The sequence below is a fragment of the Actinokineospora sp. UV203 genome (assembly GCF_056323665.1).
This window is the reverse complement of record NZ_CM150484.1, coordinates 996,015-1,009,726: the sequence shown is the minus strand read 5'-3', so window position 1 is coordinate 1,009,726 and position 13,712 is coordinate 996,015. Positions and strand designations below refer to the sequence as shown.

Below are 13,712 nucleotides of genomic sequence, written 5' to 3'. Positions count from 1 at the left end.
TCCTGGATCCGTCTGACTACGCGGTATCGGCTTGCGGGGAGAGGCGGTCGGCCTCGGCGGATCCGAGGTCGCGGTAGATCCGGATCGCGTGGGCGCGGTGTTCGGCCGCGGTGACCGGGTCGGAGCCCGCGGCTATGCCCTCGTGGGCCCGGGCTTGCTGGATGTGGTCGTCGACCTCCTCGGCGATCACAAGAGCGTTCCGATGCATGGCGACGGCTTCCTGTGGTCGCGGCCCGCGGTGCAGGCAGTTGCCGAGGTGGTTCATCGCCGCCGCCTCGTGATCGCGGGCGCCGAGATCACGGGCCACGACGATGGCCTCGTTCAGGTGCCTGGTCGCGTCGTTGTACCGGCCGAGGGCGACTTCGGCCGCGCCGAGGGTGCCGAGGCTTTCGGCGAGTTGGGCGTGGTGCCCCAGCCGACGACTGGACTCGACCGCTTGCCGTGCGATGGGCTCGGCCTGGTCGGCGCGGCCGACGAGCAGGTGGAGTTCGGCGGCGTTGCTCAACATGATGCAGGTGAGCTGCTGATCACCGCCCGCGTCAAGGTCGAGCGCGGCGAGTTGGTGGGTGAGCGCTTCGGTGAACCGGCCCGTTCTGCGGCACACGGTGGCGAGGCTGTTCAGCACTGTCGAGACCCGGACCGGGTCGCCGAGTTCGCGTTCGATGTCGAGCACCGCTTGGAACAGGTCGATCGCCTCGCCGCAGCGGCCAAGCAGGTCGATCGCGATGGCGGCGGCGTGCGTGGTGGCGGCCTCGTTGCGCCGGTCGCCCAGGTCGCGGTAGATCGACATGGCGCGCTCGAGGTGAGCGGACGCTTCCTGATAGCGGGTGAGGCGGATGAGCGTTATTCCCAGGTGCCGCAAGGCGTTGGCCTGACCTGCCCGATCAGCATATGCGACCGCCGCCGTGTGGGCCGTCGTGTGCACGCGAAGCGCGTCGCGGAACTTTCCGGTGTAATTCAGATCCCAGGCGACGGCCGAGGCGAGCCGGATCGCGGCGGCCGGTGCGCCGGTGCGGGCGGCGTGGTCGATCACCGTCATCAGGTTCTGGTGCTCGGCGCTGAGCCAGGCCCGCGCCCGGTCCGGGTCGCCGGTGGGAAACACCCCTGCCGGTCGCGGCGGCAGATCCCCTCTCCGCGCGGGGTTGAGTGTGTGGGCGGCGGTTGTCGCCCAGTTCGCGTAGTGCTCGAACAGGCGGGTGAGCGCGGCCTGGCGGTCTGCTCCTCGGTCCTCGTCGTGCGAGCGGGCCATGGCGGCGGCGCGGACCAAGTCGTGCAGTTCGTACCGGTCCGATCGCCGCGACAGCATGGTGTTCGCGACCAGGTCGTCGATCCCGGCGCGCGCGGCACTGACACCGATGCCCGCGAGGGCGGCGACCGCGTCGGTGTCGACCGACTCCCCAGGATGGATGGCGATGAGCCGGAGCAGTCTGCGCGAATCCGGCGACAGGCTCTCGTAGGACAGGTCGATGGACACCTGCACGGCGGTCGGCAGCCGAAGATCGTCGAGTCGGCGCAGCAGCGGGTCGACATGGTCGGCGATCGTCCACTCCGGACTGGCCACGATTCGGGCGGCGGCCAGGCCGAGGGCGAGCGGCAGGTACCCGGTGGCCCGTGCGATGTCATCGGCGGCCCGCGGTTCCGCCGCGACCCTGGCGGGCCCGGCCGACCGCCGGAGCAACTCGGTCGCCTCGGCACTGGTGAACACCGGCAGGGCGAGCTGTCGGACACCGGCGAGCGCGCGTCTGCTGGTGATCAGGGTGACGCACCCCGGCTCGTCGACGAGCAGCGGTCGAATCTGCCGCTCGCTTGACGCGTTGTCCAGCACGATGAGCGTTCGGCTGCCGCGCAGCCGCCGCGCGTAGAGGGCGGCACGTTGGTCGAGATCGTGCGGAATCCGGTCGCTCGGCGTCCCGAGCAGGCTCAGGAACTGTTCCAGGACAGCGGAAGCGTTGGCCGGGGGCTGGTCGGGGTCCGGGTGGAAGCCGCGCAGGTTGACGAACAGCACCTTGTCGATGCGCCCGGCGTCGATGAGTGCTTGGCCTGCCCGGGTGGCGAGTTGGGTCTTGCCGATCCCGGCCATCCCGGTGATCGCGACGGTGCCGCCTGCCCGCTCCACCAGCTCGGCGAGCTCGGTCCGCCGACCGCTGAACTCCGGGACGGCACAGGGCAGCGTGTCCGACGCGGTGACGGTCGACGCGTCGGCGACAGCGGTGTCGGTAAGGAGGTCGGCATAGGCGCGGGTCAGCACCTGACCTGGGTCGATCCCGAGTTCATCGACCAGCGCGCCGCGAACGCGTTGGTACACGGTGAAGGCGCCTGCCCGATTGCCGGTCGCGGCATGCAGCCTCATCAGCAGGGCATGCAGGGATTCGTCAAGCGGATTGGTGGTGGCCGCGCGTTCGACCAATGCCACGACGTCGGCGGCGCGGCCGTCGGCGAGTGCCGCCCGCGCGCAGTCGGTCACCGCGAGCGTGTGCTCGGCTAGCAGGCCGGTCGCGAGCGGGCCATTGGCCAGAGAGGTTCCGGCGAGCGGGGGCCCGTGCCACAGGTCGAGTGCGCTGATCAACGTGGCTGTCGGGTCGTCGGCGTCGACCGTCCTGGTCAGCGCGCGGAACCGCCCGAGATCGGTCTCGAGTGGGTCGACGCGCAGGGCATAGCCCTCGCCGACCGTGGGCAGCACGGTGCTCGCCTGGCGTGCCGCGCGGTCGGGTTCGAAGCAGCGGCGCAGCCGTTTGAGATATGTCTGGATGACGTTCGCCGCCGCCGAGGGCGGGCCGTCCGGCCACAGCAGGTCGATCAGCTCCTGCTGTCCGACCACCCGGCCGGGGGTCATCGCCAGCACCGCGAGGACAGTGCGCTGCTGCGGGGACCCGAGGGCGATCTCCTGCCCGTCGCTCCAGGCGCGCACCTGTCCGAGTAGGCGGATACGCGGCATGTCGGCGGTCCTTCGGGTCGGTGGGCGCCCATTATGGCGTCCAGCGCACGTCCAGTGGTGCCGCGCACCCTGCTCGTCGGAAGGCAATCGACCGGATGAGGAGCAAATGTCGTGGGAATGATGGACGGGCTGATCGCGAAGCACATGGCGAACCTGCCCGACTACCGGGCTGCGCTGGCCGCCGAGTTGGGCCAGCACGACCGGGTGCGGGCGTTCGCGTTCGGCAACCATATGGCGCAGAAGGGCAACGACGGCGTCACCGACCTGACCTGGTTGACCGGCTTCAAGTTGTCGCACGTGCTGAACCTGGCGATGACGGTCTACAACGGCAAGAAGCATGTGGCCGGGCCTGACGGCTCGGACGCGCGGGCGATATCGCGCAAGGCCGCGTACCCGCTGCTGGTCATCAGCGAGCGCACGTTCTCGGTGTGGAACCTGGGCGCGGACGGCACGGACCTGCCGCCGGTCTGCTACGCCAGGTTCGGCCTGGAGCGCCTCGCGGGATTCACCGAGATCGGCGCGGTCAAGAGCATTCGCCACCCGATGCGGATCACGTTCCGGGACGAGTCGTTCATCGACTTCACCGTCTACGACGCGGGTGTGTTGACGACCCCGGACAAGTTCGGCGACTTCTTCGCCGCCGCGAGCTCGATCGGCTGAGCGCTCGGGTTGAGTGGTCCTCGTGGAGCCGCAACTGTCGTCGGTATTGGTTGTGAGGTGCCGTTCCCGCGAAGAGAGGCCTGAGCGGAACACTTGCCGATACCCCTGGAATATCCATGCGATGGGGGCATCGGCCACGCTCGGGAACAATGTTCGGCTCTCGGGGAAGGCATGGCCTCAGGATGGAAGACGACGGGTCGGGGCAAGCCCTTCGGATCGACGCGGCGATGGCCGCCGCGGTGGACCACGTTCGGTTGTCGTACCACTACCTGGACACCGGGGACGTGGAGGGTTACGGATCGCTGTTCGAGGACGGGGCGCTGCTGACCCTTCCCTGGTGCCCCACGGCCCGCGGCCGTGACCAGGTGGAGCGGTCGGCGGCCGATCCGGGCGTGGAGCATCAGGTGTTGCACGTGTTCGGTTCGAACCGGCGACTGGCTGTGGTGGGCCGAATGGTCGGCCCCAACCGTCGAGCTCGCGAGTTCATCGACGTGTTCGTCGTCTCTGACCGGGCCCTGTTCGTGCAGCGGCGGCGCTTTACAACGGTTGCGGAGAGTGACGGAATTCCGGTGTTGTAGTCAAGGTCCTCGGCAGTCCGGTGACGGCGCGGGGCCGACAAAGAAAGCCGGCCCGCCGCAACCTGAGCAAACATCACCTTCGCCGATTGTCGATGTCACAGCTGCTGATCGCTCACGAGACATCTCTTAGGCCGTTGGGCGTCATCTCTGATCTTGCCATTGTCAGCCTGTGGAGTCCCGGTTAGCGTTTGAGAGCGGCTATTGCGGCACTGGGGGCGAAAGCAAATGAACACGGCGGAGCAGAGCGATTCGATCCTGTTCCACATTCTCGGCCCGGTGGAGGTTCGCGCAGCTGGCGCGACCGTGCGGATTCCGCCCGGCCGCCAGCAGATCATCCTCGGTGCCCTGCTGCTCGAGCCCAACCGCGTCGTGCGCACCGAGCAGCTCATCTCGCTGGTGTGGGACGAGAGGCCGCCGAAGACCGCGCGCAGCCAGGTGCTGATCTGCGTCTCGGCGCTGCGCGCGACACTGGCCGCGGTCGGACTCGGCGAGTCGATCATTACCCGCGCACCCGGTTACCTGATCAAGGTAAACGTGGGCCAGGTCGACCTGGAGGTCTTCCGCGACCTCGTGCGCCGGGCCGGGGCGGCGTCCCGCGAGGGGCGACTGCCGGAGGCGGCAGACCTGCTGCGCCAGGGGCTGGCGTTGTGGCGGGGGCCCGCGCTCGGCGGTGACGTGGGCTCCGCGCTGGCCAACCGGGTCCTGCGGTTGGAGGAGGAGCGGCTCGGCGCGCTCGAGGACTGCCTCGACTGGGAGCTGCGGTTGGGCAGACACCACCGTCTCGTCGCCGAGCTGAGCACGCTGGTCGGCGAGCACCCGCTGCGCGAACGGCTGCGGGGGATGCTGATGCTCGCGCTGTTCCGCGCGGGCCGCTCCGCGGATGCGCTGGCCCTCTACCGAGAGGGCAGGCGGATCTCGGTCGATGAGCTGGGCATAGAGCCGGGGGAGGGCCTGCGCCGTATCGAGGCGGCGATCCTCACCGAGGACCACACGATGGACCCCGGGGCGACCGACGCCCCGCCCGCCCAGCCGAAGGTCGCCCCGCACCAGCTCCCCGCCGACCTCTCCGACTTCACCGGCCGCGGTGACGTGGTCAGCGACCTGTGCGCGGTGCTGGGTGAACCGGACGACCGGGCGGTCCGGGTGGTCGCGGTGACAGGCAAGGCCGGTGTCGGCAAAACCGCGCTGGCGGTGCACGTGGGGCACCTGATGGCGAAGGACCGCTTCCCCGACGGCCAGCTCTACTGCAACCTCGGCGGAACCCAGCACGCCCGCGTCGACCCCGCCGACGTGCTCGCCCGGTTCCTGCGCGGGCTCGGCCCGCCAGGCGTCAGCATCCCCGAGCAGGCCGACGAGCGCGCCGACCTCTACCGGAGCCTGCTGGCCCACAAGCGGGTCCTGGTAGTACTGGACGACGCCGGGTCGGACGCGCAGATCGCCCCGCTGCTGCCGGGCAGCCACACCTGCGCGGTGTTAGTCACCAGCCGCGTCCGGCTGACCGGGACCCCGGGAGCGCGGCTGGTCGGGGTGGACGTGCTCGGCCCTGACGACGGGATGGAGCTGCTCGGCCGGGTCATCAGCACCGAGCGCATCGAGCGCGAGCCCGCCGCGGCCCGGTCGCTGGTGCGCCTGCTCGGCGGGCTGCCGCTGGCACTGCGGATCGTCGCCGCCCGGCTCGCCGCCCGCCCGCACTGGTCGCTGGCCTCGATGCTGGGCAGGCTCGCCGACGAGCGCAACCGGCTCGACGAGCTCGCGCACGGCGACATGTTCGTCCGCGCCAGCCTGTCGCTGACCTACGACGGCCTCGACCCCGCCGCGGCGAGGCTGTTCCGGCTGCTGAGCATGGTGCCCGGCGACAGCGTGGCACCGTGGTGTGCCGCCGCCCTGCTCGACGTGGACGCGGCGCGGGCCACCGCGCTGCTCGACCACCTCGTCGACACCCAACTCCTCGACGTAGTCGGGATCGGCGTCGATCCGCGCTACGCCTTTCACGACATCATCCGGATCTTCGCCAAGGAGTGCCTCGCCGAGGAGGACCCCGCGGTGTCGGCCCCGGCCGGGGCCCGGCTGCTCGGCGGCTGGCTCGGCCTCGCCGAACAGGCCCATCGCAGGCTCTATGGCGGCGACTACACCGTGCTGTGCGGCACCGCGGACCGTTGGGCACCACCGGACGGGTTCGACCGCGGCCTGCTGCTCGACCCGCTGGCCTGGCTCGACGCCGAGCGGCCGAACCTGTGCGCGGCGGTCGAGCAGGCCGCCGAGGCGGGTCTGCACGAGACCGCGTGGGAGCTGGCGGTCAGGCTGGTGACGCTGTTCGAGGCCAACGGCTACACCAGCGATTGGGAGCACACGCACGAGCGCGCGCTGAGCGCGGTCCGCGCGGCGGGCGACGCGCTCGGCGAGGCCGCGCTGCTGTGCTCGCTGGGGTCGCTGCACCTGAGCCGGAACCGGTTCGGCGCGGCCAGGTCGGTGCTCGACCCTGCGCTGGAGCTGTTCACCGCTCTCGACCACCGCCAGGGCCTGGCGATGATCTGGCGCAACCGCGCCGCGATCGACTACCAGGAAGGCGCACGCGACCGAGCCGTCGCGGGGTTCCAACGGTCGATGGAGCTGTTCGTCGAGGTCGGTGACCTGGTCGGGCAGGCCCACGTGCTCACCAGGATCGCCAGGGGCGAACTCGACGCGGGGGAGTACACCGCGGCCACCGACCACCTCAACGCCGCGCTGGTGATCAGCCGCGACGCGGGCGGGGTGCGGGTCGAGGCCCAAGTCCTGTACTGGCTGGGCACCGCGATGCGGCTGCAGCGCCAGTACGCCCAGGCCGAGGTGATCATGGAGGCGGTGCTGGACCTGGTGCGCCGCAACCACGACGTCCTTGGCGAGTACTACGCCATGCAGTCGCTCGGGCTGGTCCTCAGCAGGCTCGACAGGCACGACGAGGCCGAGGCGGTGCTGCGGGAGGTGGTGGCGTCCTGGGAGAAGATCTTCGACCAGGTCGGCGCCGCGCGCGCCGCGGTGGACCTGGCCGTGGTGCTGGCCGCGCGTAACCGGGTGGAGCAGGCCGAGGCCCTGGCCGAGGCCGCGCTCGGCACGTTCCTCGAGCGTGGCCTACCGGTCTGGGTGGCCCGTGCCCGCGAAGTCCTCCACTCGGTGCGCACCGGCGCACCACTGGCCGACACCCCCCTCAACTAGCTTGAGTTTCGACCCCTGTGCGGTGTCGGCATGGTGTGCCCGGCTTGTCGTTTGACTGCGCTGGCGGTGACGACGTGCACGTCGTGGCGTGCTGCCGGGTGGCTGTTACCGCGCCGTGGCAGGCGTACAGGGCCGGATCGTGAGTGTTTCGGTGCGCACGGCCGCGTACAAGCTGCCGTGTCCTCGGCGGTGTTCGCCGGCCAACGACATCTCGACCAATGACCGCACGGGTCCCTCGGTGCGCAACACCGCGTCGGTCAGTTCGACAACGCGTCAACGCGCGGTGAGGCACTGATACAGCTACCGGCGAACGCCAGCAGCTCCCCGAATGCCGCAGATGTGTCGGGGTCATGCACTCCGATCATCGGAGCCCTTGGTGGATCATGGACACCCTCGCTTCACGTCCTCAGATGCCCCAGCCCTTGGAATCAATCATCTAGGACCAGGGCGTGTCCGACGAGATGACGGCGCTCCACGGGGTGTCCGAAGCGAGGGCGCTTAAGGTGGGGGCGGCCGACCACGGAGTGTCGCCCGCGGGCGAGGCGGACCACGGCGTGTCGTCGTTCGCCGCCGCCGCAGTCGGGGCGGCGGCCGCGGCGATCCCGATGGCGGTGAGTCCCACGATGACGACCCGGCGGACGGCGTACATGGCTGCTCCTTAGATGGTGTTCCCGGTCCCGCCGCTAACCGGCGGCCGGGCGACACTGACGTTAAGTTGCCCGGCCATCGTGGGTGTATCGCCGCCCTTACCCAATCGAACGCGGATTCATACCCCGCGTTGGTCCGGCGATATCGCACCAATATGCCGGGTCCGCACGATCAGCCCATGCAACTTGAGCACCACGGGCCGCCGCCTGCCGGGATCGGGCTCGACATCGTCGTCAGCAGTGTTGCCTCGGACGCGCACACCTGGAACCTGGTGTTCTTGCGGTCGGTGCTCGAGGAGCTCGGCCACCGGGTCACCAACCTCGGCCCCTGCGTCCCGGACACGCTCCTAGTCGACGAGTGCGTACGCGCCGCGCCCGACCTCATCGTGATCAGCAGCGTCAACGGCCACGGCCACCAGGACGGCCTGCGGCTGATCGAGCGGGTGCGGTCGCAGGCGCTGCTGGCGCACGTCCCGGTCGTGATCGGCGGCAAGCTCGGGGTCACCGGGGCGGTCGGCGCGGCCGAGCGCGGTGCGGCGCTGGTCGAGGCCGGGTTCGACGCGGTCTTCGGCGAGGACGTGGTGCACGTCGCCGGCCGCGGGGCGCTGGCCGTCGCCGACGGGCTGCAGGCCTTCCGTTCCTTCGTCGGTGCGTTACCCACCGCGGCACGGTCATGCTGACCACCCGCACCAGCTCGTTCGGGGAGTTCGTCGCCGAGCAGGCGGCGGCGGGTCGGTTGGTGGTCCAGACCAGGATGGGGTTCAGTGACCCGGCCGCCATGCGCGCGGGGCTCGCCGCCGTCCGTGGCGCCGGGGTGACCGCGGTGGGCACCCTCACCCTCGACAGCTACACCCGCGTAGGCGACCACGGCGCGGCCCTCGATGCGCTCGCCGCCCGCGCAGACCTCAACGGGTACCCGCTGGTCGCGCATGATTTGTCGACGACCCGCGCGGTGCTCGACGGGCTACACGGCCCGCGCTTCCCGGTCCAGGTCCGGCACGGCTCCGCCGACCCGCGCGAAATCATCGTGGCGCTGGCCCGCGCGGGGCTGCACGCCACCGAGGGCGGACCCGTCTCCTACTGCCTTCCCTACGGCCGTACCCCGCTCGCTGTGTCGGTCGACAACTGGGCCCGTTCGTGCGAGCTGCTCGCGGGCTACACCGAGCGCCCGCACCTGGAGACCTTCGGCGGCTGCCTGATGGGCCAGCTGTGCCCACCGAGCCTGCTGGTGGCGATGAGCGTGCTGGAGGCGATGTTCTTCCGCGCCCACGGCGTGCGCAGCGTCTCGCTGAGCTACGCCCAGCAGACCGACCCGGACCAGGACACCGAAGCAGTGCGCACGCTGCGCGCACTCGCGGGTGAATACCTGTCCGATGTGGACTGGCACGTGGTCGTGTACGCCTACATGGGCGTCTACCCGCGCACACCCGGCGGCGCGACCCGGCTCCTGGAATCGGCGGCCGAACTGGCGGTGCGCACCGGTGCCGAGCGGCTGATCGTCAAGACCGTCATCGAGGCGTTCCGCATCCCCACCATCGCCGAGAACATCGACGCGCTGCGCGTTGCCGCCGCGGCGGCCGAGCGGGCACAGGCGGTGGTCGCGGTCGCGGAACCCGACGGCGAGATCCAGCAGGAGGCCAGGGCGCTCATCGACGCCGTGCTTGACCTCGACACCGACATCGGCCGGGCGCTGATCAGCGCCTTCGCCCGCGGCCAACTCGACGTCCCCTACTGCCTGCACCCGGACAACGCGGGCAACAGCCGCAGCCACATCGACGGCGGCGGCAGGCTGCGGTGGTCGCGAACCGGGGCGATGCCCATCGCCGCGACCGCCCGGGAACAGCTCCGCCCCACCGCGGCCGCACTGATGAACGCCCTGTCGCACGTGCAGCGCCGGTACGACCTTGCCGATCGCCGACCCCCGAGGGAAATGGTGCAGTCATGACCCAGACCATCCGACCGGCCAAGCTTCCGGGCGAACCCGGTGCCCACCTGTCCGACCCGAACACCAAGGCGGTTTTGCGGGTGCAGGCCACGATCCTCGCCGCGGCAAGGGAGTTCCTCGCCGAGGAAGGATTCATCGAGCTGCTGCCGCCGATCATCGGCCCGGTCACCGACCCGGGCGCCCGCGGCGCCAAGCAGGTCGACGTGGACTACTACGGCCACCGGTACAAGCTGATGACCAGCGCGATCCTCTACAAGCAGGCGTCGCTGCTGGCCTTCGACCGGATCTTCTACGTCGCGCCGAACGTGCGGTTGGAACCGCTGGAGACCTGCAACACCAACCGCCACCTCGCCGAGTTCCACCAGATCGACGTGGAGATGGCAGGCGCCTCCCGCGACGACGCGCTCACCCTGGTCACCGGCCTGATCACGCACGCCGTGCGGCAGGTCGTCACCAGCAACCCCGCCGAGCTGGCGGTGCTGGACCGTGATCCCGCGGCGTTCACCGGGCTGCTCGAAGGGGTCTTCGGCAGGCGCACGCACGAGGCCGCCGTCGCCGAGTTGCGCGACCTGGGCCACGACCAGAGCCCGGACGCCGAGATCGACTGGGCGGGGGAGGCGATCCTCTCGCTCGCCGCGCCGAGCCCGTTCTTCGTCACCGACTACCCAAAGGGCTCCCGCGGCTTCTACGACCGCGAGGACCCGGCGCGGCGCGGCTCGCTGCGCAACTTCGACCTGATCGCCCCGGAGGGCTTCGGCGAGCTGATCAGCGGCAGCGAGCGCGAGTCCGACTACGCCAGGGTCGTCACCCGGATGCGCGAGACCGGCGAGAACCCGGCCAAGTACGGCTGGTACCTGCGGATGCTGCGCGAGGGCATCCCTGCCAGCGCCGGGTTCGGCCTTGGCGTGCAGCGGTTCACCCGCTACGTCACCGGGGTTGAGTCGGTGTGGCAGGCCACCGCGTACCCCAAGGTCCCCGGCGTGGTCGCCCCGTGAAAGCGCTGCGGGCGGAGGGGTTCGCCGAGGCGGAGATCCGGTCCAGGGCCACGGACGGCACGTCCGCGATCTTCCCGCCACACGGCGAGTATGGGCACACCCTCTACGGCGCCACCGAGCAACCGCCCGGCGACCGGCTCGACGCACTGCGCCTGGTGCCGCCGGTGTTCATGCCGCGGCGGCTGGAGAAGCTGATCGACCTGGGGCGGGAGCCGATGTACGGCGACGTCGACCTGGCCACCGGAATCGGCGGGTTCACCGCGCCGCTGCCGGTCTACCTCTCGGCGTTCGGCTCCACCCAGGTCGCGGGTGCCGATCTCGGCCGCGCGGTGGCCCGCCAGGCCGGTGCGGCCGGGCTGCCGATGGTGATCGGCGAGAACGTGGTCCCGGTCAACGGGTACGGCAGGCTCGACGCGGGCGAGAGCGCGCTGCTGGGCAGGCTGCGCGAGTACTGCGCGGCCGTTCCGGACGGGCTCGGCGGCGTCGTGGTGCAGCAGAGCACCGAGGACGCCGACGCCGAGGTGTGGAACCTGGTCTACAGCGACCCGTCGGCGCTGCTGCTGCTGGAGTCGGGCAGGTTGGGTTTCGAGCTGAAGGTTGGGCAGGGCGCCAAGCCCGGCCTGGGTGGCATGACGGTGCTCGACCGGCCCACCTCGCGCCGGGTGGGCGCGCAGTACGTCATCGACCCGGTGTTCGGTGCGGACGCGGACTGGGTGCTGCGCTCGGGCTCGCCGGGGACCTTCACCGAGGAGATCCTGGCGCACCAGATCCACCTGATGCGCAACAACTACCCGCGTGCCCGGGTCTGGGTGAAGCTGCACCCCGGCCGCGACGTCGGCAAGGCCGCCGCAGTGGCCTGGGCGGCCGGTGCGGACGCGGTCACCGTCGACGGCGCCGAGGGCGGCAGCGGGTGGGCGCCTACCGCGTTCCTCGACCACGTCGGCCTCCCGCTCGATGAGTGCCTGCGTCGGGTCGGCGCGCCGGTCGGGCCGGGGTCGCTGCTGGTCAGCGGCCGGATGTGGGCCGGTGCCCGCGCGCTCAAGGCGCTCGCCCGCGGGGCGAGCGCGGTGGGCCTCGGCCGGGCGGCGCTGCTCGCCGCCGACACCGACCCGTGCGCGGGCCTGAGCAGGGTGCTCGACTGCTTGGCGCTCGAACTGCGGCTGCTGATCAGCGCGCTGGGCAAGTACAGCGCGGCCGACGTGTCGACCGAGGACATCTGGGACCCCACCGCCATGGACAGGGAAAGAGAGTTCGTATGACCACCACCGAGGGGGCACGCGTGAGTGGTGCCCTGAAGCGCAACGGGGACTTCCGGTTGCTGTGGATCGGAGAGGCGGCCAGCAAGGTCGGCAGTGCCATCACCGGCGTCGCCTTCCCGCTCGTCGCGGTCGTCACGCTGGGGGCGACCCCGCTGGACACCGGCCTGATCAACGCGATGGCGTGGCTGCCGTGGCTGCTGGTCGGGCTGCCCGCAGGCGCCTGGATCGACCGGCTCTCCCGCAGGCGAACCATGTTGTTCGCCGACTACGTCTCGATCGTCGCGTTGCTGAGCGTGCCGATCGCGGCCTACCTCGACGTGCTCTCCATCCCGCACCTGATCGCGGTCGCCTTCGTCACCGGCGCGGCATTGATGTTCTTCACCACCGCCTACCAAGCGTTCCTGCCCGACGTGGTCGGCAAGGAGCACCTGTCGGAGGCTAACGCGAAGCTCCAGGGCACCGACCAGGTGGCGAACTTGGCGGGCCCCGGCCTCGGCGGTCTGCTCACCCAGATCGCGGGCGCGGTTTCCGGGCTCGTGGTCGACGCGGCCACCTTCGTGGTGTCGGCGCTGGTGCTGAGGAGGCTGCGGGTCGAGGAGACGGTGGACCGCACACCGCGCGAGACCACACTGCGCCAGCAGATCGGTGAAGGTCTGCGCTACGTCGGGCGGGACCGCTACCTGCGCGTCCTGGCGATCAGCGCGGCGGTGGACAACTTCACCCTCAACGCGATGTACGCGCTGACCATGGTCTTCCTGATCCGCACCGTCGGCGCGGAACCCGGCGTCGTCGGCTTCCTGTTCGCCGCCGACTTCGTCGGCGGCCTGCTCGGCGCCATGATCGCCCGCAAGGTGGCGGCGAGAATGGGCACCGCCCGCGCGCTGCTCGTCTTCTCCATCGGCACCGCCCCATTCGCCCTGCTGATCCCGGCCACCCAGGACGGCTTCGGGCTGGCGCTGTTCGTGCTGGGGATCATGATCCCCTCGATCGGCATGGTCGTCGGCAACGTCGTGGTGACCGGCTTCCGCCAGTCCTACTGCCCGTCGCACCTGCTCGGCAGGATGTACGCCAGCTCCAGGGTCATCCAGTTCGGCGTGATTCCGGTCGGCGCGGTCCTCGGCGGTGTCCTCGGCACCGTGCTGGGGGTGCGCGAGGCGCTGTGGATCATCACCGCCGCCGCCGTGCTCGGCAGGCTCGTCCGGCTGATCGGCCCCATCAAGTCCACTCGGGACCTGCCCACCCACCCCCCGGAGGAAAAGCCATGAGCACCAACCCTTTCGACGACGCCGACGGCACCTTCCTGGTGCTGGTCAACGCAGAGAACCAGCACTCGCTGTGGCCGGTGGCCATCGACGTGCCCGCAGGCTGGACGGTCGTGTTCGGCGAGGACTCCCGGCAGGCCTGCCTGGACTACGTGGAGGCCTCGTGGACCGACCTGCGGCCCGCGAGCCTCGCAACCGGCTGACCGCGCTGTTCCCGCTTTCCCGGCCATGACCGCCGA

At 70.7% G+C, this 13,712-nt stretch carries 11 protein-coding genes; 10 read left to right on the top strand and 1 reads right to left on the bottom strand.

From position 1 onward, the window contains the following. Positions 1-16 precede the first annotated feature (16 nt). Entirely contained in the window at positions 17-2,935 is a 2,919-nt protein-coding gene (locus tag ACUZ2Y_RS04585; protein WP_476327206.1) for an AfsR/SARP family transcriptional regulator, read from the bottom strand. A 111-nt stretch (positions 2,936-3,046) separates the two neighbouring features. On the opposite strand from ACUZ2Y_RS04585, the gene ACUZ2Y_RS04580 reads away from it, so the two are divergent. The 10 genes from ACUZ2Y_RS04580 (at position 3,047) to ACUZ2Y_RS04535 (ending at position 13,676) form a co-directional block, all read left to right on the top strand. Beyond that, the gene (locus tag ACUZ2Y_RS04580; RefSeq protein ID WP_476327204.1) at positions 3,047-3,595 is read left to right on the top strand and encodes a hypothetical protein; all 549 of its coding nucleotides are present in this window, start codon (positions 3,047-3,049) and stop codon (positions 3,593-3,595) included. Between the two features lie 227 nt (positions 3,596-3,822). Then, entirely contained in the window at positions 3,823-4,173 is a 351-nt protein-coding gene (locus tag ACUZ2Y_RS04575; RefSeq protein WP_476327202.1) for a nuclear transport factor 2-like protein, read from the top strand. 225 nt (positions 4,174-4,398) lie between these two features. Further along, positions 4,399-7,365, top strand: a complete 2,967-nt coding sequence (locus ACUZ2Y_RS04570) for an AfsR/SARP family transcriptional regulator (RefSeq protein WP_476327200.1) — start codon at positions 4,399-4,401, stop codon at positions 7,363-7,365. Positions 7,366-7,814: 449 nt separating this feature from the next. Next, positions 7,815-8,027, top strand: coding sequence for a hypothetical protein (locus ACUZ2Y_RS04565; protein WP_476327198.1), 213 nt, complete (start codon positions 7,815-7,817; stop codon positions 8,025-8,027). Positions 8,028-8,191: 164 nt separating this feature from the next. Further along, complete coding sequence (locus ACUZ2Y_RS04560; RefSeq protein WP_476327196.1) at positions 8,192-8,692, top strand: cobalamin B12-binding domain-containing protein; 501 nt, start codon at positions 8,192-8,194, stop codon at positions 8,690-8,692. Further along, a complete protein-coding gene (locus tag ACUZ2Y_RS04555; RefSeq protein WP_476327194.1) occupies positions 8,686-9,957 on the top strand; it encodes a methylaspartate mutase in 1,272 nt (423 codons plus the stop codon). The genes ACUZ2Y_RS04560 and ACUZ2Y_RS04555 overlap by 7 nt, the downstream gene beginning before the upstream one ends. Next, complete coding sequence (locus ACUZ2Y_RS04550) at positions 9,954-10,952, top strand: asparagine synthetase A (protein ID WP_476327192.1); 999 nt, start codon at positions 9,954-9,956, stop codon at positions 10,950-10,952. Before ACUZ2Y_RS04555 ends, ACUZ2Y_RS04550 begins: the two co-directional genes overlap by 4 nt. Next, positions 10,949-12,211 carry a glutamate synthase-related protein gene (locus ACUZ2Y_RS04545; protein WP_476327190.1) on the top strand — a complete coding sequence of 421 codons (1,263 nt, stop codon included), beginning with the start codon at positions 10,949-10,951 and terminating at the stop codon, positions 12,209-12,211. The genes ACUZ2Y_RS04550 and ACUZ2Y_RS04545 overlap by 4 nt, the downstream gene beginning before the upstream one ends. A gap of 20 nt (positions 12,212-12,231) precedes the next feature. After that, entirely contained in the window at positions 12,232-13,476 is a 1,245-nt protein-coding gene (locus ACUZ2Y_RS04540) for an MFS transporter (RefSeq protein WP_476327188.1), read from the top strand. After that, entirely contained in the window at positions 13,473-13,676 is a 204-nt protein-coding gene (locus ACUZ2Y_RS04535; RefSeq protein WP_476327186.1) for an MbtH family protein, read from the top strand. Before ACUZ2Y_RS04540 ends, ACUZ2Y_RS04535 begins: the two co-directional genes overlap by 4 nt. Positions 13,677-13,712 lie beyond the last annotated feature (36 nt).